The organism is Agriterribacter sp. (assembly GCF_035497235.1).
Lineage (GTDB): Bacteria > Bacteroidota > Bacteroidia > Chitinophagales > Chitinophagaceae > Agriterribacter.
The window spans coordinates 108,179-133,322 of record NZ_DATJEB010000038.1 but is presented as its reverse complement, the minus strand read 5'-3'; the positions used below and the strand labels follow the sequence as shown (position 1 = coordinate 133,322).

Annotated in this window: 23 protein-coding genes and 1 tRNA gene; 13 read left to right on the top strand and 11 right to left on the bottom strand. The window is 43.1% G+C overall.

All coding sequences use genetic code 11. The annotated features are described in order from the left end of the window. Nucleotides 1-24 precede the first annotated feature (24 nt). A complete protein-coding gene (locus VL121_RS13300) occupies nucleotides 25-3,063 on the bottom strand; it encodes a tetratricopeptide repeat protein (protein ID WP_325406062.1) in 3,039 nt (1,012 codons plus the stop codon). A 193-nt stretch (nucleotides 3,064-3,256) separates the two neighbouring features. Here VL121_RS13300 and VL121_RS13295 point away from each other — a divergent pair, with 193 nt between their 5' ends. Beyond that, nucleotides 3,257-3,664, top strand: coding sequence for a DoxX family protein (locus VL121_RS13295; protein WP_325406060.1), 408 nt, complete (start codon nucleotides 3,257-3,259; stop codon nucleotides 3,662-3,664). Between the two features lie 82 nt (nucleotides 3,665-3,746). Here VL121_RS13295 and dacB read toward each other — a convergent pair whose 3' ends face one another. Further along, nucleotides 3,747-5,156, bottom strand: a complete 1,410-nt coding sequence (gene dacB, locus VL121_RS13290; RefSeq protein WP_325406058.1) for a D-alanyl-D-alanine carboxypeptidase/D-alanyl-D-alanine endopeptidase — start codon at nucleotides 5,154-5,156, stop codon at nucleotides 3,747-3,749. A gap of 43 nt (nucleotides 5,157-5,199) precedes the next feature. On the opposite strand from dacB, the gene VL121_RS13285 reads away from it, so the two are divergent. The 4 genes from VL121_RS13285 (at nucleotide 5,200) to VL121_RS13270 (ending at nucleotide 9,532) form a co-directional block, all read left to right on the top strand. After that, nucleotides 5,200-5,787 carry a Uma2 family endonuclease gene (locus tag VL121_RS13285; protein ID WP_325406056.1) on the top strand — a complete coding sequence of 196 codons (588 nt, stop codon included), beginning with the start codon at nucleotides 5,200-5,202 and terminating at the stop codon, nucleotides 5,785-5,787. Next, nucleotides 5,768-7,066: a competence/damage-inducible protein A gene (locus VL121_RS13280; RefSeq protein WP_325406054.1), complete on the top strand. Its 1,299-nt coding sequence runs from the start codon at nucleotides 5,768-5,770 to the stop codon at nucleotides 7,064-7,066. Before VL121_RS13285 ends, VL121_RS13280 begins: the two co-directional genes overlap by 20 nt. A 120-nt stretch (nucleotides 7,067-7,186) precedes the next feature. After that, entirely contained in the window at nucleotides 7,187-8,539 is a 1,353-nt protein-coding gene (locus VL121_RS13275) for a dihydrolipoamide acetyltransferase family protein (protein ID WP_325406052.1), read from the top strand. Between the two features lie 273 nt (nucleotides 8,540-8,812). Further along, nucleotides 8,813-9,532, top strand: coding sequence for a hypothetical protein (locus tag VL121_RS13270; RefSeq protein ID WP_325406050.1), 720 nt, complete (start codon nucleotides 8,813-8,815; stop codon nucleotides 9,530-9,532). 129 nt (nucleotides 9,533-9,661) lie between these two features. Here the strand turns inward: VL121_RS13270 and VL121_RS13265 are convergent, their stop codons facing one another. Further along, a complete protein-coding gene (locus VL121_RS13265; protein ID WP_325406048.1) occupies nucleotides 9,662-10,672 on the bottom strand; it encodes a bifunctional riboflavin kinase/FAD synthetase in 1,011 nt (336 codons plus the stop codon). Between the two features lie 64 nt (nucleotides 10,673-10,736). Between VL121_RS13265 and VL121_RS13260 the strand changes: the two genes are divergently transcribed. Beyond that, nucleotides 10,737-11,906 carry an AIR synthase-related protein gene (locus tag VL121_RS13260; RefSeq protein ID WP_325406046.1) on the top strand — a complete coding sequence of 390 codons (1,170 nt, stop codon included), beginning with the start codon at nucleotides 10,737-10,739 and terminating at the stop codon, nucleotides 11,904-11,906. A 78-nt stretch (nucleotides 11,907-11,984) separates the two neighbouring features. Here the strand turns inward: VL121_RS13260 and VL121_RS13255 are convergent, their stop codons facing one another. The 6 genes from VL121_RS13255 to VL121_RS13230 all read right to left on the bottom strand — a co-directional run bounded on the left by VL121_RS13255 (nucleotide 11,985) and on the right by VL121_RS13230 (nucleotide 16,494). Next, nucleotides 11,985-12,389, bottom strand: coding sequence for an RrF2 family transcriptional regulator (locus tag VL121_RS13255; protein ID WP_325406044.1), 405 nt, complete (start codon nucleotides 12,387-12,389; stop codon nucleotides 11,985-11,987). A 161-nt stretch (nucleotides 12,390-12,550) separates the two neighbouring features. Further along, a complete protein-coding gene (gene dapB, locus VL121_RS13250; RefSeq protein WP_325406042.1) occupies nucleotides 12,551-13,267 on the bottom strand; it encodes a 4-hydroxy-tetrahydrodipicolinate reductase in 717 nt (238 codons plus the stop codon). Nucleotides 13,268-13,309: 42 nt separating this feature from the next. Further along, a complete protein-coding gene (locus VL121_RS13245) occupies nucleotides 13,310-13,984 on the bottom strand; it encodes a DUF5683 domain-containing protein (protein WP_325406040.1) in 675 nt (224 codons plus the stop codon). 13 nt (nucleotides 13,985-13,997) lie between these two features. After that, nucleotides 13,998-14,921 carry a ParB/RepB/Spo0J family partition protein gene (locus tag VL121_RS13240; RefSeq protein ID WP_325406038.1) on the bottom strand — a complete coding sequence of 308 codons (924 nt, stop codon included), beginning with the start codon at nucleotides 14,919-14,921 and terminating at the stop codon, nucleotides 13,998-14,000. Next, on the bottom strand, nucleotides 14,902-15,726 hold the full coding sequence (locus VL121_RS13235; protein WP_325406036.1) for a ParA family protein: 825 nt from the start codon (nucleotides 15,724-15,726) through the stop codon (nucleotides 14,902-14,904). The genes VL121_RS13240 and VL121_RS13235 overlap by 20 nt, the downstream gene beginning before the upstream one ends. A gap of 87 nt (nucleotides 15,727-15,813) precedes the next feature. Next, a complete protein-coding gene (locus VL121_RS13230; protein WP_325406034.1) occupies nucleotides 15,814-16,494 on the bottom strand; it encodes a metal-dependent hydrolase in 681 nt (226 codons plus the stop codon). 154 nt (nucleotides 16,495-16,648) lie between these two features. On the opposite strand from VL121_RS13230, the gene VL121_RS13225 reads away from it, so the two are divergent. The 7 genes from VL121_RS13225 (at nucleotide 16,649) to VL121_RS13195 (ending at nucleotide 24,532) form a co-directional block, all read left to right on the top strand. Continuing rightward, complete coding sequence (locus tag VL121_RS13225) at nucleotides 16,649-17,161, top strand: NADPH-dependent FMN reductase (protein WP_325406032.1); 513 nt, start codon at nucleotides 16,649-16,651, stop codon at nucleotides 17,159-17,161. Nucleotides 17,162-17,213: 52 nt separating this feature from the next. Then, a complete protein-coding gene (locus tag VL121_RS13220; RefSeq protein ID WP_325406030.1) occupies nucleotides 17,214-18,461 on the top strand; it encodes a metallophosphoesterase in 1,248 nt (415 codons plus the stop codon). Between the two features lie 161 nt (nucleotides 18,462-18,622). Beyond that, entirely contained in the window at nucleotides 18,623-19,213 is a 591-nt protein-coding gene (locus VL121_RS13215) for a porin family protein (protein WP_325406028.1), read from the top strand. A 152-nt stretch (nucleotides 19,214-19,365) separates the two neighbouring features. Next, the gene (gene lon / locus VL121_RS13210; protein WP_325406026.1) at nucleotides 19,366-21,774 is read left to right on the top strand and encodes an endopeptidase La; all 2,409 of its coding nucleotides are present in this window, start codon (nucleotides 19,366-19,368) and stop codon (nucleotides 21,772-21,774) included. A 114-nt stretch (nucleotides 21,775-21,888) separates the two neighbouring features. Next, nucleotides 21,889-22,293 carry a response regulator gene (locus VL121_RS13205; protein ID WP_325406024.1) on the top strand — a complete coding sequence of 135 codons (405 nt, stop codon included), beginning with the start codon at nucleotides 21,889-21,891 and terminating at the stop codon, nucleotides 22,291-22,293. Nucleotides 22,294-22,338: 45 nt separating this feature from the next. Then, the gene (mtaB, locus tag VL121_RS13200; RefSeq protein ID WP_325406022.1) at nucleotides 22,339-23,622 is read left to right on the top strand and encodes a tRNA (N(6)-L-threonylcarbamoyladenosine(37)-C(2))-methylthiotransferase MtaB; all 1,284 of its coding nucleotides are present in this window, start codon (nucleotides 22,339-22,341) and stop codon (nucleotides 23,620-23,622) included. Between the two features lie 316 nt (nucleotides 23,623-23,938). Next, the gene (locus tag VL121_RS13195) at nucleotides 23,939-24,532 is read left to right on the top strand and encodes a hypothetical protein (RefSeq protein WP_325406020.1); all 594 of its coding nucleotides are present in this window, start codon (nucleotides 23,939-23,941) and stop codon (nucleotides 24,530-24,532) included. A gap of 138 nt (nucleotides 24,533-24,670) precedes the next feature. Here the strand turns inward: VL121_RS13195 and VL121_RS13190 are convergent, their stop codons facing one another. Together VL121_RS13190 and VL121_RS13185 are read right to left on the bottom strand one after the other, a co-directional pair. Next, on the bottom strand, nucleotides 24,671-24,931 hold the full coding sequence (locus VL121_RS13190; protein WP_325406018.1) for a GIY-YIG nuclease family protein: 261 nt from the start codon (nucleotides 24,929-24,931) through the stop codon (nucleotides 24,671-24,673). 46 nt (nucleotides 24,932-24,977) lie between these two features. Next, nucleotides 24,978-25,052 (bottom strand) — tRNA-Val (locus VL121_RS13185). Nucleotides 25,053-25,144: the final 92 nt, after the last annotated feature.

The window sequence follows — 25,144 nt, the reverse complement described above, 5'->3', positions numbered from 1 at the left end:
GATGGGTAACCCCATTAATGCCAGTTATCCTCCAATCTTACTTTCCTTTTTTTCTTCGCTGATTACCTGCTTTAGTTTTTCCATGGCTTCGTTCTTCAGTTCCGTTATACTGCTGTTATCAACTACACTTTGTAAAGTGGCTTTGGCGTTAAAATAGTCTTTCTCCTTCATGTAAATATCGCCTAGTAGTATATAAGCCTTTGTAATCCAGTAATCGTATGAGCCCGACTTGTTGATGGTTTCAAAAGCAGCTTTGTCGGCATTTTTCAGATCGTTAAGCGAATAATAACAACTCGCAATCTCGTACCTTGCTTCTGCCGCAAAGGAAGCTTTGTTAATGCTCACCACATTTCTGAAACTCCTGATGGCTTCGGTAAACGCTCCTTTGTCCTGGTCAGCTCTTGCGGTTACCATATAAGCCAACACTTTATCATCCACACTGGTATTTTTTTCTTTTAGTAATTCCTGCGCGTTACCCACGGCTTCGGCCCATTTCTTTTGCTGGTACTGGCTGCGCAATAGTCCGCGCATGGCTTCCAGCCTGCTTTCGCCACCGGCTGCCAGTGCTTTAAGCGTAGTAAAATACTGCTCTGCTTTTGGATAATCCTGCAGTTCAAAAAAATAAATGCGGCCAGCCTGCGCCGCGGATCTTTCCGCATACTTACTGGCGCCGCGGTCCGATACTTCCGAATAGCCGGCTACTGCATTTTTCCAGTCTTTTTGCTGATTATAGATCTCGCTTCTCAAAAACCAGGCATCCAAAGCGTTTTGTCCATCGGGGAATTGGGTGAGATAACTATTAAAAGCGGTAAGCGCGCCATTGAAATCCTTGTCTATATACCTGTTTTCTGCAGCCTTGTAAGTAAGGTTATCTTCTTCATTAATAGTAACCGAACGGCCGGCGCTCTTCATAAACGCAACGTATTCTGCTGTTTTGCCTTCGGCGGTATAAATAGCTTTTACATTTTCTATAGCCTCGTTAGCTTCAATGGTATTGGGATAGTCTGCCACCAGTTTTTTGAACTGGGATAACGCTTCTGTGTTGTTGTTCAGATTGAGGTAGGCCAGTCCTAATTTTAGCTGGGCACCGGGTTTCAGGTTGCCTGCTACGGGCGCACTCATTACATTATTTAAATAGGGTACGGCTTCGCGGTATTTTTCATCCGCAAGATATGTTTTTGCAATTTCAAGGTTTACATCAGGCGTCAGCAGGGAAGAGGGATATTTGCGTTCAATATTTTTCATCAGGCTGATCTTCTCATTACTGTTATTGACCCCCGCAATCATAGCGTTTTGATAGGTGGCATAATCTCCCGAAGGCCACGAATAACTGATGATGGTATTATATATAGACCTGGCTCTGGAAAAATCCTTATTCATATAATAACAATCTGCCAGGCGCAGGTAGGCATCCTGCTCAACGGGTCTGGCGCTCAATGGAGGGTTTTTGGAAACCTGCTCAAAAAAGGTTGATGCCTGGCGATAATTTTCCTTGCGGTAGTAGCAATAACCCAGGTTATATCTTGCATTAATAACGCTTACTTCCCCGCTGGAGTAAGATGGATTGCGGAGGTAATCGTTATAAAACAATATGGCTTCGTCCAAACGGTTTTGCCGGTATGCAATTTCACCCTTCCAAAAATTAATAAGCGGCAATACCGGGGCGTTAAAAGGATCCCTGAGCGCTTTATCTAACAGGGCTTTGGCGCCATTGAGGTCCTGGTCATTGATCAGTTCCATTGCTCTTCCGTACAGCACCCTCGGATACATTCTTTTTACTGTTTCCGCCGGGGATGGTATTTTTTCAAGAATGCTCAGTGCTTCGCGGTAATTGTTGGTGTTGGCCAAAAGCGCCGCTGCAATTTCAGCCGCTTCTTTCTGGTAGGTTGAATTGGGATATTCGGCTAAGAATTTTTTAAACTCGTTAAGGGCAATATCCTGGAAACCCAGCTCATAGGAAAGCTTGGCATAATTGAATTTTGAAACTTCCCGTTGCGCCGGGTTGGTATTATTGGCGGCGCAAAATGAAAAAGCGTTCCTGGCACTGGCTTTGTCGCCTAATTTAAGATAGGCGTCTCCCAGAATATACATGGCATTCTGGCTCAGCGAATCTTCACCGCCACTCAGTTGCTTTAAACCTTCTACCGCTTTGTTCAACTGCTTTGCCTGGTAATAGCAATAGCTTAGCTGGTAAAGGGTTTCACGGTTTACCTTTTCTGTTTTATTAACATATTCCTCCAGATAAGGCAATGCTTTTGCATACTCCCCTTTCTCGAACCAGGCGTGGCCGATTAATTCTTTCATGGGAACGTTGTAGTAACCGCCTGTTTTGCCAAGCGCCGATTCGCCGTATGCAAGCGCTTCTTCTTTTTGCCCCTGTACATAATAAATATTAGCTACATAAAAAGGAACAACATTTTTATACGGATCGTCTTTTTCTACCTTCCGGAAAGCGGTTAATCCTTCCCGGTAGTTACGGTTGGCATAGGCAATCAGCCCGTAATAATAGTTAGCAGCTTTATAATTAGGGTCGGAAGCGGTTTTTGCAATAGATTCCAGCAGGGGAGCGGCCTTGCTGAATTCCTCCAGGGTAAAATAGGCGTATCCCTGGTGAAATTTCATATCGGCAACCTGCCTGTTGCTCAGGCTTTCGGCACTGGTTTGCTCATAATATGCCAGCGCTTCCCTCATATCGTTTTTGCGGAAATAATATTCTGCAAGATGGAAGCTCAGTCTTTGTGTAAGGGAAGGGTTATAATTTAATACAATAAAGCCTTTGGCCTCTTCAGCGGCAAAGGTTTCATTTTGCTGCAACCCGCAGGCAATGGTATAAAACTGCACATCATCGTAAGTAATGTTATTGTTACTGCGGTCTGCAGAACGCATCTCATTCCTCATTTCCTTAAAAAGGGGGTAAGCTAAGCTGTATTGTTCTTTCTGAAAGTATTCTTTGGCCTGGTTAAAACCAGCCTGCGGATCAGTATAAATCCTTGTTTGCTGCGCGGTGGTTGCGGCTGTAATACATAGCAGCGCCATCGTAATATAAATGAAACGTCCTTGCATACATGTGGTGATTATCGTACAACATTGCTGCTGTTTGGCAGATTGCACGAAGTTCAATGCTCTTTTGTTACAAATTTCTTAAAGTAAAAACCAGCCGCTAAGGTACACTGAACAGATTTTGCAATAACCATTCCAAAACACTTGTGGATAAAAGGTTGGTATCTCTTATTTTTGCCGCTTCAAAATAAAAAAGATGAAAAAACTTTTGTCTACCGGCTATACAGACTGGGCCTTCAATATTGCCATGTTAGTGCTTCGCACAGGTCTGGGACTGATGGTGCTCCCGCATGGTTATGATAAGCTGGTGCATTTTGCAGTAAAGAAAAACACGTTTATGAATTTTTTGGGAATGGGCAGTACGGTGTCGCTTTCTCTTAGTCTTTTTGCAGAATTCTTTTGTGCTATGTTCGTTATGATAGGATTGTTTACGCGCTTTACTGTATTACCCCTTGTTATTGGAATGAGCGTTGCTGTATTTAAAGCGCATGATGCCGCTATATTTGGAGGTGGCGAAAAGGCTGCATTATATCTTACTGGCTTTTTAGCCATACTACTGGTAGGTCCGGGCAAAGCTAGTGTAGATGGAATGATGGGGAAATGAGTGGAGGTGTAAGGTATCAGGTATGAGGATGCAGCCTCTTGGTAGTACTTACCTGCTGAAAGCTGATAGCCGATAGCCCTGTTCACTTTAATATATTTAATACGGCATACATCTTGCGTACCAGCGATGATGCCGGGCCGTTATAGTTGTTCACCAAAAATGAAAAGATATAGGTGTTACCATCGGATGAAGTATGGTAGCCGGTAAATCCTTTTACATTCCTGATGGTGCCGCTTTTCATTTTCATGCCGTTATATTCTGGTAACGATTTCAAAAAAGAAGGGAACCAGTTTTGTTTTTGAGCATATTGCAGTATTTGAACCTGTGCGTGGGTGGTAACCCTGTTCAGGGGAGAAAGGCCTGAGCCATCAACTATATTTAGTTCCGCCACGTCAATTCCATTTTGCTTCCAGAAATCCTGTACAACAACAACGCCTGTATCTGTGGCGCCATAGCCTCTTTCCTTATAGCTTATTGTTTTCAGCAATGCCTCGCCGTACAGGTTAATGCTTTTTTTATTGAACCAGTAAATGATGGAATCCAGCGGGGGAGACGTTTCCGTATGGATGATGGTATAATCTTCAGCCCGGATACCGGTAACCGGTTTTATTTCAGGTGTTGTTTCCGCTATGCCTGTCTTTATCATATTATCTGCTAATTCGGCAAGGCATTGCCTGGCGCCCGAAGGAAATGCTCCTGATATAGCAAAGGCGTTTTCGTTTACGGGAATTGTTCCTTTTACAATTCCTGCGGTATCATTTAAGGGGAAATAGATATAAGCATTGTCTCCCGTTCCCCTGGCTGCAGCGGTTACTACCGAATGAAGGCTGTAGCCATATAGTTTAGGATTGGCGCCCACTATGCGAACTGGATCGCCTAAGCTTTCACCGGATTGCAGCAGCAGGTCATATTGATTTTCTCGCCAGTTCAATTTTTCACTGCCCGCGCCATAGTAGTTACTTATATCCTGCCAGATCCAGCCATCGGGTATATCATCCAATGCCCACCGGCTGTTATCTATAGCTATTGTGTTAACTTTTTTTTTGTTTTGTGCAAGCAATCGGGTAATCCTGTTTAATATCTTATCTGCCTTTGTGTTTGTCCATCTTTCGCTGCCCAGTGTAGGATCGCCTGAAGGGAAAATATACAGTATATCGCTATGATTGGCTGTAGCAAATGCCGTTGTATAGCTGAAATCTTTTCCCAGCAAAGCAAAAGCAGTGGCGCTGGTAATTACTTTTTGGGTAGAAGCAGGTGCGAGCCCTACCCGGGAGTTTTTATCAAATACCACTTTCCCGCTCTTGGCGTCAATTACATACAGGGAACTGATGGCATGCGATAGCTGTATGTCTTCTTCAAACCCGGGGAATACTTTTTGTAATTTCTGCGTAACGGTTTGCGCGCAAACCGTTGTTGCGGCAAACAATGCAATCATTAGCAGCATATACGCTGCCATTGCGTTGCCGAGACCGGGAGCTTTTTTTTGCATCATAAAAATTATTTATTACTAAACGGGGAATGATTAAATTTATAGTATGGAAAATGAAGTTAAAGAGCCGGCGGCAAAATACAACTATATTTCCCCCGAAGCCTACCTGGCAGCGGAACGAACTGCTGGAAGCCGGAGTGAATATTATGACGGGCACATTATTGCCATGGCCGGCGCCAGTTTGAAGCATAACAGGATTGCCATGAACCTGTACCGGGAAGTGGGTTATTTTTTAAAGGGTAAGCATTGCAGCATCCTTCCTGCCGATATGCGGGTTAGCACGCCGTTACAGGATGCATACATGTACCCGGATGCAGTTATTGTTTGCGGAGAACCTCAGTTAGAAGACGATCAATTTGATACCCTGCTTAATCCCTCAGTGATATTTGAAATACTCTCTCCTTCTACCGGCAGTATGGATAAGGGTAGAAAATTTTTCTTTTATCGTGATATTCCTTCGTTAAAAGAATATATCATGATTGACGCGCTTAAAGAATATATTATTGTTTCCCGCAGGCAGAAGGATAACTCGTGGTTATTTGAAAATACAGATGCCGATGGCGCTCCGCTCACCATTCAAACCATTGGTTTTACGCTTACCTTGCAGGAAATTTATGATGGCACAGATGTCTGATCTTTTTGATGATACGCTCAAAATAAATGCTTCCATTATTACCATTGGTGATGAACTGCTGATTGGACAGGTGATAGATACCAACAGCGCCTGGATAGCGCAGGAACTCAACAAAACAGGGATATGGCTGAGGCGCAGGGTATCCGTTGGCGATAGTAAACCGGAAATTATACATGCCCTTGATGAAGAAAGCAATGACGCCGCAATTATTCTTATAACAGGAGGACTGGGCCCCACCGCTGATGATATAACCAAACCGGTGCTTTGCGAATACTTTGGCGGTTCAATGGTTGTTGACGAAGGAGCGCTTGCCAATGTGAAAGCCATTTTTGCGAAACTGAACCACCCCTTAATAGAACGTAATCTTAAACAGGCCGAAGTGCCCGATAATTGTACTGTTATTCCAAACAACAGGGGAACGGCCCCCGGTATGTGGTTTGAGAAAGACGGAAAAGTTTTCGTAAGCATGCCGGGCGTACCCCATGAAATGAAGGGGATGATGACGGATTATGTTATCCCTCATCTGCAACAGTATTTTACTTTTCCTTTTATAGACCACCGCACCCTGCTCACTTTTGGTGTTGGCGAATCCTTCCTGGCGGAAGCCATTAAAGACTGGGAAGCGCAGTTGCCTGACCATCTTAAACTGGCCTACCTGCCCAATTATGGTATGGTTCGGCTACGCATTACCGGCAGCGACAGTAACAACAACCGGTTGCAGGAAACATTAAACAGCCAGTTTAAAAAACTAAAGGCGCTGGTAGCAGAATGGCTGGTAGCGGGTGAAGATATTACACTTGCCCAGGTAATAGGGAAAATGCTGCTGCAAAGTAAACGAACCGTTGCTACGGCAGAAAGCTGCACCGGGGGGTATATGGCGCATCTTATCACTTCCGTTGCAGGCTCATCTGCCTGGTTTAAAGGAAGTGTGGTAAGTTATGCCAATGAAGTAAAAGAAAATGTACTGGGTGTACAAAAAGTCACGCTACAGTCGGTGGGCGCTGTAAGCGAAGATACCGTAAGGCAGATGGTGGGCGGCGTTATGGATAAAATGCAAACAAACTATGCCATAGCTGCTTCCGGCATTATGGGCCCGGATGGTGGCACAGCCGGAAAACCGGTAGGAACGGTATGGGTTGCGGCAGGCAGCCGTAGTAAAACGATCACCGCAGCATTTCATTTCCGGTACGACCGGGCGCGCAATATTGAAATGACCTCGTACTACGCTTTGAACCTGTTGCGTAAGCTGATGCTGGAAGAAGGGATTTCGTTGCTGTAATACAGGCTAGTACAGGCGTACAGAAAGAGTTATTATAAAAATATTCACATGTGTATCTGCTGCTTTCTAATTGCACAGCAATACTTACCTTTGAGCCTTAACGATAACTAAAATTCTAATATGGCGATAGTTGACCTGGTAATGCCTAAGTTGGGCGAAAGTATCATGGAAGCTACCATTTTACACTGGAGTAAAAAGCCGGGCGATCATGTAAAGATGGATGAAACCGTGTTGGAAATCGCTACGGATAAAGTAGACAGTGAAGTGCCTTCTACCGCGGAAGGAATAGTTGAGGAGTTATTGTACCGTGAAAATGACGTGGTACCTGTAGGGGCTGTTATTGCAAAGATCAGGTCGGAGAACGGTGTGGAAGAACAGGCGTCCGCTCCTGAACGACTCACTCCCGAAGTAAAAGCGTTAGAAGAGGAGGAAGAGATAAAGGAAGTACCTTATCAACCACCATCCCCGCATATAGCCCTGCCGCCTAAAACAGGAGGCGCCCGTTTTTATTCTCCCCTTGTTTTAAATATTGCAGCCAATGAGGGCATAAGCCTGTCGGATCTTGAAAAAATACCCGGTACCGGAAATGAAGGGCGTGTTACCAAAAAAGATATCCTTCAATGGATTGACGCTAAAAAAGAAGGCGGTACACAGGAGCCTATTGAACAGTTACAGCCGGTTGCTGTTGCTCAGCCAACTGCAGGCGCAGTGGAGCCCTTAACATCCCCAAAAACAGAAGAGGCGCCTGAACCGGAGTACAGCGGTAATGTAGAAGTAATTGAAATGGATCGTACGCGCAGGCTTATTGCAAAGCATATGGTGGAGAGCCAGCGTACCAGCGCGCATGTAACCAGCTTTACGGAATGCGATGTAACGAATATGGTGTTGTGGCGCGAAAAGGTAAAAGCAGGTTTTGAAAAACAGGAAGGAGAGAAGCTAACTTTTACACCTTTGTTTATGGAAGCCATTATTAAATGTATTAAAAAATATCCCTGGCTCAATGCCAGTGTTGATGGTGACAAAATAATTGTACGAAAAGATATCAATATCAGTATGGCAACCGCTTTGCCCAACGGTAATCTTATTGTTCCGGTTATACAGGAGGCGGATATGCTGAATCTTACAGGGCTTGCTAAAAAAGTAAATCGTTTGGCCGATGCGGCCAGGAACAACCGGCTTCGGCCCGATGATACCCAAAACGGAACCTTTACGGTAACCAATGTGGGAACTTTTGGCAGTTTAATGGGCACACCCATCATCAATCAGCCGCAGGTGGCTATATTAGCGATAGGCGCTATCAAAAAACGCCCGGTAGTAGTAGAAACCAGGCAGGGCGACAGTATTGCCATCCGCCATATGATGTACCTCTCTCTTTCCTACGATCATCGTATAGTAGACGGATCGCTTGGCGCTACATTTCTTACAGCCGTAGCTCATGAAATGGAAAATTTTGATGTGAACAGAAGTTTTTGAGTTACAGGTTTCAGGTCTCGGGGTGCAAGTTGCAGGGTGCAGGGCTTAGACCAGGCATCACCAGGTGACTGCGTTCGTTTATATTTACTCCCCTTTTAAAATAACCGCAGCAATAAAACCGTTACCACAAGGTAAAGGATATGAACAGTTACAGGAAGGTTAAATAGGTAGCTTAAAAAATAAGCACACTGCTTCAGCCTGGTCTTTTTTACTTATAGTTGATTGGAAGGTTTTTACATTTTTCTTATATTCGGTAAACTAACCCACACAATTATGAAGACTTTATCCCAAACCTGGTTCGCGGAAGGCTACATTGATTTTGAATTAAAAAAGTATACCCTGCTGGCCTACCTGCAGGAGATACATAAAGAGTTCACGCAAAACAAACTTTACCCGCAGTTATCCGATATCATTTTTCATCACAATAATATCCTGCATTTTAAACATAATAAGGAAATGCTGCAGGAGCAGTTTCCCAAACGTTTTACCGGGGTAAACATGGATAAACTGCAGTTGCTGTATGAAAAAATTGTGGAAGATGATGAAATGATGAAAGAACTGGAAGATATTATCGGGTACGCTGTTAACCGGATGAATTCAACTATTAAAAGCGGTGCCGAAATATACGAATTTGTGGAAGACAAGCTCAGTATTGCTCCGGTAGGGATTATTCCGCTGGAGAACCGGGAAGGATATTTTTTTCTGTGCAACGGTTCTTATCATCAAACCTATGTATACCAGTACCGGCTGAGCATTTTTGAAAAACATGATGAAAAATACCGCAGTATCAAAACCACTTTTATTGCACAATGGAAAAGAAACATCGTTCACACCTTCGAACATATAAAAACGGAACTCATCCGGATCCGGAGAGATTTGCCCAATCCGGCAGTATATTGTATTGAAACCGGTTTGAGCTTTCCGCTGGAAGAAACCTTATTGCCTGTTGCCAAAAGATCACTTGTAAAATATATTACGGGGAATGCGGCGTAGTTGCAGTAACGCCACGAAGGTACGAAGCCGCAAGTAGTTCTCATTTGTAAGGATTTTTTATGGAAAATCCGGCTTTAATAACCCTGCTTAGATGCGGTGCGGTATTGGCAGCGTTTTAGTAACCTCCGTTCATCGAATTAGCTTTTGCATTGCCATTTCTTTGTCCCGCGCCAGTTGGGCTTTCAATGCGTCCAGTCCGTTGAATTTTTGTTCGGCTCTTAAGAAATGTTTTACGAATACCTGTATTGTCGTATGATAAATATCGCGGTTAAAGTCAAAAATATTTACTTCAATGGCTAATCTGCTGCCATCAACAGTGGGGCGAAAGCCAATGTTCATCATGCCTTTAAAGCAGGTCTCCCCGATTTTAATTTCTACAGCATATACGCCATTGCCCGGTATGAGCTTTTCATGGTTTTGTACAGCTAAATTAGCTGTAGGATAGCCTATGGTGCGGCCTAATTGATTGCCTTCAATTACTTTTCCTTCAAAAAAATAATCGTATCCAAGCAGGGCGTTTGCTGTTTCAATGTCTCCGTCCAGCAATGCCTTCCGGATGCGGGTGGAACTTACCGCCACTTCATTCAGCACTTTTTCAGAAATTTCTTTCACCTCAAATCCCAGTGCCTCGGCATATTGCTCCAGCATCAGGTAATCGCCTGCACGGTCTTTACCAAAGCGGTGATCATAGCCGATAATGATGGTATGCGGATGGATCCGTTTTACTAAAAAATCCCTGATATACGCTTCAGCGCTTTGCGCTGCAAATGCTTCATCAAAGGGAATAATAACAAGATGATCAATACCTTCATTCGATAACAGCGCTATTTTTTCTTCCAGGGTGTTTAAAAGCCGTACTTTATGCGTGTAACTAACAATTTTGCGGGGATGCGGGTGAAAGGTAATGATAACCGTTTCCCCCGATATGCTTTTGGCTTCGGCTTTTAACTGGTTAAGAATATGTTTATGCCCGCTGTGTACGCCATCAAAAGTGCCAATGGTAACTACAGCGTTATTAAAAACGGGAAGTTGCGCTATGTTATGATGTATTTGCAGGGTAAATGGCGATTTTGTAAAAGCTTCCGGATATATTGGTTCCTGCCACAGTAAAAGCTGCAGTGCATGGTTTCCGGGTTGCAAAACTAACAGATAATTGATAATTGAACGGCGAATATTTACTTTTGCAGCGGTTTAAAAAAATATCATGAGTTTATATAATGAAAGAGGCGTTTCAGCGCAAAAAGAAGAAGTGCACGCCGCGGTAAGGAATTTAGATGCCGGGTTGTATCCCAGAGCGTTTTGTAAAATGTATCCCGATTTCCTGGGCGGCGCCGAAGATTATGTAAACATCATGCATGCCGATGGAGCCGGAACCAAAAGTATACTTGCTTATTTGTACTGGAAGGAAACCGGGGATATTTCGGTGTGGAAGGGCATTGCACAGGATGCTATTGTAATGAATCTTGATGATTTGCTTTGTGTAGGCGTGTATGATAACCTGGTATTCAATTCCACTATTGACCGCAATAAAAAAAGAATCCCGGGAGAAGTGCTGGAACAGGTTATTAACGGCTCGCAGCAACTTTTTGATGAACTGGCTGCCTATGGTATACATATTCATTACTTAGGCGGTGAAACGGCCGATGTGGGCGATGTGGTAAGAACCATAGCGGTAAATGGCACAATGGCTTCGCGTTGGCCAAAGAAAAAACTGATCACCAATGAAAAAATACGGGCGGGCGATGTAATTGTAGGACTGGCCGGCTTTGGTACCTGTGCCTATGAAAAAGAATACAACAGCGGATTAGGCAGTAACGGACTTACCAGTGCCAGGCATGATGTGCTGAGTAAATATTATGCTGAAAAATATCCCGAAACCTTTGAGCCCGCGCTGAACGATTATGTAGTATATATTGGAGCGCATAAAATGACAGACAAGCTTAGTGTTGCCGGCAGGGAAATAGCTATCGGGAAACTATTGCTATCGCCTACGCGTACCTTCGCTCCTGTATTGAAGACCTTGCTGGAAGAAAATTTTGACGCCATACACGGTTTAATTCACTGCAGCGGCGGCGGGCAAACCAAATGCCTGAAATATGTACCGGAAAATGTAAGGATTGTAAAAGATAATCTTTTTGTGCCCCCTGTTATTTTTGACATTATTCAAAAGGCGGGGAATGCGCCTGCACGGGAAATGTACCAGGTGTTTAATATGGGCTGCCGGTTAGAAATATACACTCCTGAAAAAGATGCGGAGGCTGTAATACGTGCTGCCGGTCAATATGGTATTGAATCCCGGGTAATTGGCAGGGTAGAGGCATCGGCGCAACAGGAACTGGTTATACAAACAAAGGAAGGTGAATTGAAATTTTGATTTACAGGAATAGGGCCTAACTTGTCTGCTATGCCACTTTCTCCTTTTTAATAACATCCTGCAAATATAATAAAAATGTTATACCAGGTCGGCAACGGTCTTTTTTTCTAAAATCCTTAGCGTTGCATCTCTTACTGTTATCAGCGTATCGCGCAAGCCACAATTTTTTTCATCGCAGTTTTTACATCGTTCATAAAAATTAAGGCTTACGCAGGGAAGCAGCGCGATGGGTCCATCCAGCAAACGCATTACTTTTGCCAGGTGAATTTCTGAGGGTGCTTCCTTAAAAAAATAGCCCCCGCCTTTGCCTTTTTTGCTATCTAATACGCCACCGTTTTTCAACTCTAAGAGTATATTTTCAAGAAATTTCAGGGGTATCTTTTTCTTCCTGGCTATTTCCGCAATAAGTATGGGCCCGTTTTTTTCTACCTGGGCCATGTACATGAGTGCTTTAAAAGCATACTGTGTTTTTTTAGAAAGCATAATCCTACAGGGTTTAAACAATCAGCAATTTAATTTTAAAAATCCGGATTTCAGGCATTAAGTGCAGGCAAGCAGGGCTGATTTTCGTCAGGAAAATGAAAATCATCAGCAGGTTCTTCTTTTTACTATAAAACAGTCTGAAACTATTTTATATATGGTTGTTAAAAACCAAGCACATCACTCATGGTAAACACCCCCCGCTGCCCGTATAAAAATTCGGCGGCCAATACAGCCCCTAAGGCAAAGCCCGAACGGTTATGCGCGGTATGTATGATCTCAATATCATCTGTATCCGAATGATACAGGATACGATGGGTTCCCGGCGCCGGATCGGTTCTTATACTGATGATCTGAAGATCAGATGCCTTATTGCTTTCTTTATTCACCCATTGTTTCTTAAAGGGGTTAACCGCCAGTATTTGTTCTGCCAGTGTAATAGCAGTGCCGCTGGGGGCGTCTTTTTTTTGGGTGTGATGCGTTTCTTCTATAATAGCGCTATAATCCTTTTGGGAAGCCATTAGCTGCGCAAGTCTTTTATTAACCTCAAAAAAAATATTTACCCCAATACTGAAGTTGCTGGCATACAATAGCGCGCCATTTTGCGCCTTGCAGTTCCATACTGCTTCCTCGTACCGGTTTAACCAGCCGGTGGAACCCGAAACCACGGGCACTTCTGCTTCAAAGCATTTGTTGATATTGTCAAAAGCGCTGTCGGGCCCGGTAAATTCAATAGCTACATCGGCCTTGGCTATGTTTTCCACGGTGTTGTCTTCCGTATTGTCTATTGAAACTTTTAATACAATGCTGTGCTTGCGCTGTATGGCAATTTCTTCAATGGCATGGCCCATTTTGCCGTAACCGATCAATGCTATTTTCATCTGCAGTTTAATTTATTTTTCAATCGGCAAAGATAAACAGAATTAACGGCCCGGAGAAAGCCGGTTGGTATGGTTTTTACCAATATTAAGCACAAGACCTATTCCGGCGGTATTGGCAATGGGCATATACCCGGGTTTAATTTGTAAGCTGAGGTCATCAGTAATATTAAAATCCTTTAAATGTGCGTCAACAGTGGCGTCAACCACATTCAGTCCCCATAATAAAATAAAAGCCAGTACCGAATAATCTACATTCCTTCTAAAGTCGTTACGATAATTCTGGAGGCCCGACTTATCTCCGCGTTTAACCAGGGGTTGTAGCTGAACATATACATTTTTATAATTGGCGGTGTCTTTATTTGCTAAAACGTTGTATGCAAACCGCGTGCGCTGGAACCACCTGAGGTTGTCAGCAAATGTATAGGCCGGAAAAGCCAGAGCACCGTACACCAGGGGCAGCTTCCAGTATTTTTTATTGTATACCTGTCCAGCGCCGGGTAGTATGGCGGAAAGCAGCGCGGCAGTGCCGGCAGGACTTCTTTTTTTTGATGTGTCGGCAACAGCAATAGATTTAAGCAAACTATCTGAAGCAATATGCGCAGGCGCTGTTATACTGCTATCGGTGGTTGGTTTTGTAATGGCCGTATCGTTTTGTGCACTGGCCGATTGTACACAAAATGCTAAAAAAAACATCCATAGCATGTATTGCAGTGGCATAGTAGTAATTGCATTAAACAGCCGGAACATTCATTTTTTCCAGGATGGTATTGAGTTCCTGTATGGAAAAATATTCAATGGTAATGGCGCCATGCCCTTTTTTATTATGTTGCATTTTTACGCGGGTACCATAGTGAGAGGCCAAGTTATCTTCAATTTTCCTGAAAGGAGCGGGCAGGGCAGCTTTTACCGGTTTTTTAACAGCGCCGCTTTTATATAATTTTCTAACCAGGTCTTCCGTTTGACGTACCGAGAGCCCCTGTTTTTTAATTTCATTAAAAATGAATAACTGCTGATCAACGTTATCAACGTTTACGATAGCCCGGGCGTGTCCCATGCTAATGCTGTTGTTGCGAACGGCTATTTGTATGTCGGGAGGAAGTTTTAATAAGCGGATATAATTGGTTACCGTACTTCTTTCTTTACCCATGCGTTCTGCTACCTGTTCCTGCGTATAGGCTAACTCTTCCATCATGCGCTTATAACTGATGCCGATTTCTATAGCATTGAGATTTTCGCGCTGCAGGTTTTCCAGCAGGGCCAGTTCCAGGAGTTGCTGGTCATTGGCCTGCCTTATATATACCGGAATGTCTTTTAATCCTGCAATTTTAGCCGCCCGCCACCTTCTTTCGCCTGCTATAATACGGTACTTATCGCCTGTTTTGGAAACCGTCAGGGGTTGAATAATATCGTGCAGCTTAATAGAATTTGCCAGCTCATTCAAAGCCTGCTCATCAAAATCGTGGCGCGGTTGTTTGGGGTTAACCTCAATCTGTTCAACAGCAACGCGTATGGTTGTGGTTACTTTTTCCACCACACCGCCTTTCAGGTGATCGCCAGCGGTAGTTTTTAAATCGGCATCAATACTTTGCAACAGGGAGCGTATCCCTTTGCCCAAAGCTTCTTTCTTATTTTTATTATTCGGAGTGCTGCTCATTATCAAGAGTTAAGATTCTTTCTTCCTGTGATATTTTCGTCATGTTATTACGCTGTAACACTTCTTTGGCAAGGTTCAGGTAATTAATGGATCCCTTGCTTTCCGCGTCATACAAAATGGCCGGCTTACCAACGCTGGGCGCTTCGCTCAGGCGGGTATTGCGGTGAATGATCGTATCAAAAACCATTTCTTCAAAATGATGCCTTACCTCGTTTACTACCTGGTTGCACAGGCGCAGCCGGCCATCGTACATCGTCATCAAAATACCTTCAATAACCAGTTCCGGATTAAGCCTGCTTTGTACAATTTTTATCGTGTTCAGCAATTTTCCCAGTCCTTCCAGTGCAAAGAACTCTGCCTGCACGGGTACTACCACGCTGTCGGCTGCGGTTAAGGCATTTACGGTAATAAGTCCTAACGATGGGGAACAATCAATCACAATAAAATCATAATCGCCCCTGATGGGGTCAAGAATATATTTCAGCACATTTTCCCTGTTGGGATAGTTGATCATTTCAATTTCAGCGCCTACCAGGTCAATATGCGAGGGAATAACGTCTAAATTGGGGATCTCTGTTTTTAATACCGTTTCCCTTGCCGGCGTTTCGTTCACCATGCAATCGTACAGGCTCTTTTGTATATTATGCAAATCAAACCCAACGCCCGTGGTACTGTTTGCCTGGGGATCGGCATCCACCAGCAACGTTTTCTTTTCCAGCACCGCCAGACTTGCTGCCAAATTAATGGCCGTAGTGGTTTTTCCTACTCCGCCCTTCTGATTGGCTATACCTATAATTCTTGCCATGTGTTGTTTACGTAGATTGTTATACTAATGTATGCTTCGGCGTTTTGCCAAATGGCAAATGTAATTTATTATTGCTGCTGTTTTTCATTAAATGTCAAGGGTTTCGCCCACTGCTAATAAATGCAGCTTCATTTCCTGTTCTGCAAAGGCCCGCTTTGCTGTTGTATGATCAATTTTAATATAGCCAAATGTATCGTAATGAACGCCGATAATTTTGCTGCATTGTATAAAACGCGCTGCCTGAATGGCATCGTCAATACCCATTGTAAAATTGTCGCCCACCGGAAGCACGGCAAAATTCATAGGGGCATGCAGTGGAACCAGTTGCATATCTAAAGTTAAGGCCGTATCGCCGCTGTAATAAAAATTCCCCTCTTCTGTGGTAAAAACAAATCCCATGGGGTTGCCGCCATAGCTGCCATCGGGCAATCCGCCGGAATGCTGTGCCACCACGCATTTTACCGTTCCAAAATCAAATATCCACTTTCCGCCCGTGTTCATAGGGTGCGTATTGGTTATTCCCTGGTTATTCAGCCAAGTATGAATTTCAAAGTTGCACACCACTTTGGCGCCGGTTTTTGTTGCAATGCTTATACAATCAGCAATATGATCTTCATGGCCATGCGACAAAAAGATATAATCTGCCTGTATTTTACTGATATCAATAGCAGCCGCTAATGCATTAGGAGTAATAAAAGGATCAAAAAGAATGTTTTTGCCTTTAATTTGTACCGCAAAGCACGAATGTCCGTAATAGGTAAACCGCATGCTGATATATTATGATAGTTAATAATGCCGCTTCATGGTTGAAACAGGTTTATCTTTGCCGCATAAACGCCGGGTACAACCGTGACATGTTGACAAAAATACAGTTTCGGTATAATATTCATTGAACAATTCACACACAGCAGCCGATATCAAGATGCATTCAGCTATATATACTGTTATTTCCGGAACCAACCGCTCCGGAAGTAATACCTTACGGGTAGCAAAGCAGTATTTGCATTTACTCGAAAAAAAAGGAATACCCACGCGGTTTGTTTCGCTTGAAGGGCTGGACGTTAACAGCAGGAATGACCAGTTGAGAAAGTTAGAAAAAGAAGTACTCATTCCAACCCGGAAATTTATTTTTGTGGTACCCGAATACAATGGCAGTTTTCCGGGCGTATTAAAAGCCATGATAGACAATACCGATATTGAAAAAGTGTGGTGGGGTAAAAAGGCGCTGCTTACCGGGGTATCTACCGGTCGGGCGGGCAACCTCAGGGGAATGGAACATCTTACCGGCGTATTGCATTACCTTAAAATGAATGTGCATCATAATAAGCTGCCTATATCGGTAGTAAACAAGTTATTAAATGGTGAAAAGGATATTGAAGATGCGGGAACATTAAAAGGAATTGACGAACAGTTGGAAGAATTTATACGGTTTTGAGAATGCGGGTTTAATTAATTTGAAATTTTAGATTTGAAATTTATATAGCAATATGCGTAATTATTCGGGCGCCTGGCTTTTTATAATAATTGTTTTACTGATTGACCTGTATGTTTTTCAGTCTGTAAAGCTTACGCTGCAATCTGCTTCACCAAGGATCAGGTTTACGGTTTACAGCCTGTACTGGGGCGTAAGCGCGCTGGCTGTAATAACGCTTGCTATTCTTCCGTATATCAATCTGGATAGTTGGCCAAGGAATTTTCGCACTTACTGGATGGCCACTATTATAGGTTTATTTCTTTCTAAATCACTCACCGTAATCTTTTTATTGGCAGATGATCTCCGCAGGTTACTGCAATGGGGAGGCGGTAAGCTGTTTTACCAGTATATAGAAGGCGAGTCTTTTAAAGCGGCAGGTATTTCAAGGTCTGTATTTATGAGTTGGCTGGGATTAGCCGTTGGCGGAGGTTTAATGACAACGATGATGCTGGGGTTCGCTAATAAGTACCGTTACCAGCTAAAAAAGGTGAAACTGAATTTTCCTAATCTTCCGGACGCTTTTAAAGGATTGAAAGTAATTCATATTTCAGATGTGCATTCGGGCAGTTTTACCGATAAAAAAGCGGTGGAACACGGCGTACAAATGATCATGGATCAGCAGGCCGATCTTATTCTTTTTACCGGCGACCTGGTAAACGATCAGGCCAGTGAAATGAATGCCTATACAGAAATATTTGCCCGGCTGCAGGCGCCTATGGGTGTATTCAGTACATTGGGAAATCATGATTATGGCGACTACAAAAAGTGGTCCAGCAAGGAAGAAAAAATACAAAACCTGGAAAGGTTAAAGCAATTGCAGTCCGGTATGGGCTGGCGTTTATTAATGAACGAGCACGTGGTGCTGGAAAAACAGGGACAGCAAATTGCTTTGCTGGGCATAGAGAACTGGGGCGCCAAAGCCAATTTTCCCAGGTATGGTAAGTTGCATGAGGCATACGCGGGTACGGAAAAATACCCTTTCAAAATTTTAATGAGCCACGATCCCAGCCATTGGGATGCGCAGGTAAGGCCCGAATACAGCGACATTGATCTTACCCTGAGCGGACATACGCATGGCATGCAGTTTGGCGTGGAGCTACCCGGTTTTAAATGGAGTCCGGTACAATATATATATAAGCAATGGGCGGGCTTGTACGAACAGGCTCAGCAAAAACTATACATCAACCGCGGATTTGGATTTATTGGCTATCCCGGAAGAGTAGGCATTCTTCCGGAAATTACATTGATTGAACTGGCGTAGGGTTTACAGACAGGTTACAAGGCACAAGTTACAAGGGGATGCCCTAACCTGAAATCTCTCCTGGAACTTGTAACCTGCCCCCCATACTTAACAAAATACTCTGAAACAGCTATTGCGGGTGGCACTATATTGGATTAGATTTAGGAAATAAAACTCCTCGTATGAAACGTTACATTCTTCCTGTTGCTTGTATAAGCTTCCTGTTTATCGCTTCATCAACGTCTGCCCAGGGAATTAAACTCGCCATTCATGCCGGCGCCAACATGGGTAAGTTAGACGGGAAATCGTTTAAAGACCAATACCAGTTAGGTTACCATTTGGGGGTTGCTCCTGAAATTATGTTCTCTTCCAAATGGGGTATTCAACCCGAGGTATTGTTCAGTCAAACCAATACCACCACCTCTACTAACTTTCAGGATATGTATAAAGTATCGGTAAATGAATTAAAAGATGTAAAGCTGAATTACCTGAGTATTCCACTTATGCTTTCTTATCGTCCGTTTTCATTTTTTACCCTGCAGGCAGGTCCGCAGTTCAGTATTTTAATGAATAAGCATAACACGCTGCTTGAAAATGGCGGAGAGGCATTTAAGAATGGTGATTTTTCAATGGTAGGCGGAGCGCAGATAAACATATTAAAACTACGGGTATATGGCAGGTATGGCATCGGGCTGTCTGATATTAATGATATAGATAACCGGGATAACTGGAAAAGTCAAACGGTACAATTAGGTGTTGGAATAGCGCTTTAAAAGGAATAAAAATAATTATTTGAAAAATCCGGATGCCATGATCCGGATTTTTTGTTTTTTTACTGGCATTATACTTGACCAAGGTATTATCAAAGCTTTTCAAAGCGTGTTTGCTTTGAAAATATGTCATATTGACTTTTGAATGGAAGATTATGAAAAGAAGCGATATTTTTTTTCGACCTGAAGATGAAATGGAGTTTATGCCCATTATCCCCCTTAATGAAGATGAGTCCGAAAGTGCTGATGAAATCAGCATTCCATCCGAATTACCTTTATTACCCCTGCGCAATACCGTTTTATTTCCCGGGGTGGTTTTACCTATAACAGTAGGGAGAGACCGGTCTATAAAAGCGGTAAGTGATGTGTACAAGACTGACAAACTGGTAGGTGTGATAGCGCAAAAAGACAGTACGGTGGAAGACCCCACTGTTAATGATCTGGAAACTACAGGCACCGTAGCAAAAATAATTAAGCTCATAAAAATGCCGGATGGCGGAACAACCATTATTATCCAGGGACGTAAAAGATTTGCTATAGAAAAAATTGTAGCCGAAGATCCTTATTTCAGGGCCACAATACAGCTGCTGGAGGAGGATAAGGTAAATATTGACGATGACCAGCATTTTGCGGCAACGGTAAGCTCCATAAAAGACCTGGCAGCGCAAATTATATTGCTTTCGCCCAATATGCCTTCTGAAGCCTCTGTTATTTTAAAGAATATTGAAAACCCCTCTTTCCTTATTCATTTTGTTAGCAGCAATATCAGCAGCGATTTAAAAGAAAAGCAGGAACTGCTTGAAATGAATGATTTGAAAGTAAGAGCCGAAAAGCTCATGCACCTGCTTAACCGCGAACTCCAGTTTGCCGAATTAAAAAACCAGCTTACCAACCGCACCAAAACTGAATTAGACAAACAGCAAAAAGAATACTTCCTGCAGCAGCAGTTAAAAAGCATAAAAGAAGAGCTGGGAGGAGATGCTAATGAACGGGAGATAAGGGAAATGCTGAAAAAGGCGGATGCTAAAAAGTGGCCGAAAGCTGCAAAAGAAGCATTTAAGAAAGGGATAGAAAAGCTGGAGCGTATGCATGTTTCCACACCCGACTATTCTGTAGTATACAATCACCTTGACCTGATGCTGGAACTGCCCTGGAATGAGGGAACGGTGGATTCTTATGATTTAACCAAAGCCAAAAAAATACTCGACCGCGATCATTACGGCATGAATAAAATTAAGGAACGCTTGCTGGAATACCTGGCGGTATTAAAGCTGAAAGGGGATATGAAAAGTCCCATCCTTTGTTTTGTAGGGCCTCCCGGTATTGGTAAAACATCCCTGGGAAGAAGCATAGCGGCGGCCCTCAACCGTAAATATATAAGGCTTAGCCTTGGTGGTATGCATGATGAAAGCGAGATCAGGGGGCATCGCAAAACGTATATAGGCGCAATGCCGGGTCGTATTCTTCAGTCTATACGGAAAGCAAAATCCTGCAATCCTGTAATCATTTTAGATGAAGTAGATAAAGTGGGAAATGATTTCCGGGGCGATCCTTCGTCTGCATTACTGGAAGTGCTGGATCCGGAGCAAAACCATACTTTTTACGATAACTACCTTGAGCTGGAATATGATTTAAGCAAGGTATTATTTATTGCCACCGCCAATGATTTGCAGCATATTCAGCCTGCATTGAGAGACCGGCTTGAGATCATTGATCTTAATGGGTACGCTGTTGAAGAAAAAGTGCAGATAGCCAAACGTCACCTCCTTCCCAAGCAGAAAGAGCTTCACGGGTTAAAGGGCATGAATATTAAGGTTGCCGATACCGTTCTGGAAAAAATAATTGAAGATTATACCAGGGAAAGCGGGGTGCGTGAATTAGACAGGCAACTGGCTTCCATTATGCGTTCCCAGGCAAAGGAATATGCCATAAAGAATAAACTGAAGCCCACCCTTACAGCCCGTGATATTGAAAAGATATTGGGTAAGCCCAGGTACAGCAACGATTTGTATAAAATAGCCAATATGCCCGGAGTGGCAGTAGGGCTTGCCTGGACCTATGTGGGCGGCGATATATTGTTTATTGAAACCACGCAGAGCGATGGAAAAGGAGAACTAAAGCTTACGGGCAACCTGGGTAATGTAATGAAAGAAAGCGCCACAACCGCGCTAACCTACCTGCAGGCCAATGCCCGCAAATACGGTATAGACCCCGATATGTTTCAAAAAAAGAACATTCATGTGCATGTACCTGAAGGAGCTGTACCTAAAGACGGACCCAGCGCCGGTATTACCATGATGACGGCTATAGCTTCAGCGCTCACCGGGCGTAAAGTAAAGCCTTATTTGGCAATGACCGGTGAAATTACACTTCGCGGACAGGTATTGCCGGTAGGCGGCATAAAAGAAAAGGTACTTGCTGCTAAACGCGCCGGGATGAAAGAGATAGTAATGTGCTGGCAGAATGAAAAGGATGTGCTGGAAATTAATTCTGATTTTATTAAAGGCGTGAAATTTCATTATGTGAAGAATATGCAGCAGGTTTTGGATGTTAGTTTGGTTTAGGGAATTGATATTTGATAACTAATAAAAAAAAATTCATATTTATTTTGTCTGATGGGAACCTTTCTACGTATTTATACGACTATTGTGTAATAGTTACCCTAAATACACCAGACAATGATAAGAATTGTGATTGCTGACGACCATCCTGAAATCAGAAGTGCCTGGTCAATGTTCCTCCGCAGCCACGCTAATATAAACGTGGTAGGAGAATGTACCAATGGTCAGGAAGCGATAGATACGGTGCGGGAATCACAACCCGATATTGTGCTGATGGATATTAATATGAAGCCCATCTCAGGCATTGAAGCTACCAGTAAGTTAGCGGCTGAGTACCCGGGGGTTAAAGTGATTGGTGTATCTTTTCATACTTCACCGGTTTATATAAGAAAAATGTTAGATGCCGGAGCGCGGGGTTATGTTTTTAAATATGCTGTAGCGGAAGACCTGGTAAAAGCGATTGAAGAAGTATATAAAGGCAATATTTTTCTTGGTAAAGGGGTAAAGGATGGAACTAAGTAGTGCGATCGCCGTCTTTTTCTCCATTTCAAGTATCTTTGCACACTTATGAACACTTCGAAAACAGTGGCTTTTCATACGCTGGGTTGCAAACTCAATTTCGCCGAAACTTCTACGCTCTCCCGGATGCTGGAAAATGAAGGGTTTCAGAAAAAATCGTTTGAAGATATTGCCGATGTATATGTAATCAATACCTGTTCTGTTACCGACAATGCCGATAAGGAATGCAGGCAATTGGTACGCCGTATTCAGCGTAAATCTCCTCAGAGCCTGGTAGTTATTACAGGTTGCTATGCCCAGCTAAAACCGAAAGAAATTGCAGCCATAAAGGGAGTAGACCTGGTGCTGGGCGCCGCAGAGAAATTTAATATTGCCACGCATTTAAAAGAATTGTCCAAAGGTGATTCCGCCAGAATATCCAGTTGTGATATAGATGAAATATCCGGCTTCAACAGCTCCTTTTCCGTAAATGACCGTACCCGCACATTTTTAAAAGTGCAGGATGGCTGTAGCTATAATTGCTCTTTTTGTACTATACCTATGGCAAGGGGTAAAAGCAGGAGCGATACCATTGCCAATGTAGTTGCGCATGCCACGGAGCTGGCGGATAGAGGAGTAAAGGAAATTGTATTAACCGGGGTTAATCTCGGCGATTTTGGGCTGAATGAAACAGTAAACGTTTCCGGCGTACGAAGGAATGAAACTTTTTTTGAACTTATACAAAAGCTGGAAAAAGTGGAAGGGATAGAACGCTACCGCATCTCTTCTATAGAACCTAACCTCCTTACCAATGATATTATAGGGTTTGTGGCGGGTAGTAAAAAATTCATGCCGCATTTTCATATACCCCTTCAAAGCGGCAGCAACCACATTCTGGGGCTCATGCGCCGCAGGTATAAAAGAGAGTTGTATGCCGACCGTGTGGCTACTATTAAAGCCCTGATGCCACATTGTTGTATTGGCGCCGATGTTATTGTGGGATCTCCGGGCGAAACGGAAGAAGATTTCAGGACCACATTTGATTTCCTGCACGGGCTCGATGTTTCCTATCTTCATGTATTCACTTACTCCGAAAGGGATAATACCGCTGCACTTTCCATTAAACCTGTGGTGCCGGTGCATACCCGGCATGAGCGCAATAAAACATTACGCAATTTGTCGTATATGAAAATGCAGTACTTCACCGGTCAGCACAGCGGGCAAAGCCGGGAAGTTTTATTTGAGAGCCGGAATAAAGATGGTATGATGGAAGGCTATACGGATAATTATATAAAAATTACCGTGCCTTACCGGGAGGAGATGGTAAACACGGTTACCGCATGGACCATTTAACGGCTATCGCTTATGGCTCTAATACATTTTGTCAGCATTTCTTCCCAAATAAAATAAGCCTTGTCTTGGGCTACGGCGCTGTAAACAGGTATGAATAACAGAACAAAGGAGCCATGTTTCAGTTTTGCCGTGGTAGATGGATGGCGGTAACGGCACTATAAGAACCAATAAATTTTTGCAGCAAAGGTAACAATAACATATTGTGGCGTATTTATCCGGCGGTAGTACAATGGCCTGCTATCACCTTAAAGTGGTATTGATCGTTAGTATAACATTTTGTATTTTTTCGTTTTAAATCATAGAAAACCGGGTAAATATGCCAGTAAAGAAAAGTAAAACCAAAAAAATAGACGATAACAAAAAGGTTGCGGTCGCTAATAGAACAATTGCTAAAAAAGTTCCCTTAAAAAAAGATGCTGCTTTAGCAAAAAGTAAAACTTTAAAGAAGCCGGCTCTTCCTCCCGTTGCAAGCAAGTCTAAAGTATTATATATTGATGCATGTTTTTTCTTTCCGCCGGGCAATGGCGGGTATACAGATAATTACCAGGACGGAAGGTATTCAGCCAATGGTATGTTAGTTGCTCCTGTTTTACTACGGGTGGGCTCCGTTATGAAAAGTGTTACTATTTATTATAAAAATAATACTACGGAAGATATTACCGTATGGATACTGAAGCATCATATTGATCATCATGCTTATTCAGGGGAAGTGGAAGTAACGTATGAAGCATGTCCGCCGGGTACTTCTGCTCCTGATAATTTTTTGCAAAAAGTGATCAACCACTTTGATGCCGGAGGAAAGATACTGGATAAATATATGTATCATATAGAAATTGGGCCAACTATGAAAACGGCTACGCAGGAAAGACTATTGAGAGGTATCCGTATTGTTTATACAGAACCTGTTTAGCAGAAGGGGGGTAGTGTATATAGAAAGTCTGCATAATAAAAAGAGGTTTTGATTAAAAATAATCAAAACCTCTTAAAATGTTGGAGCACTACTTGTTCCGCAAAGCGGAACGGGTTCGAACCGCGGAACTCCTCCGGCTTATGAGCCGGGGTGCGCTGAACTAACAAGCTGCTGTATTAATTTTCTACTTTTCCACTTCTTCACTTGCCGTTCCCTGCTGTATGCTTCATTTTTAGTTTGATATTTTTCTGTATAAATAATTTCCCAGTCATTTGTTTTTCCTGTAAATCCTTTGTGATGAGTATTGTGCCTGCGTAGTCTTTCGGTTACATTATCACCTGTAACGCCGATATAGTATTTGTTGGCAGAACAAGAGTATAGAATGTAGAAAGTCCACATAATAAAAAGAGGTTTTGATTAAAAATAATCAAAACCTCTTAAAATGTGGGAGCACACGGGTTCGAACCGCGGACCCTCTGCTTGTAAGGCAGATGCTCTGAACCAGCTGAGCTATGCTCCCAATATTTTTTAGAACTTTTTTTTTCTTTTACCGGTGGCGGACCCTCCCGCCTGTAAGCGGGATGCTCTGAACCAGCTGAGCTATGCTCCCAA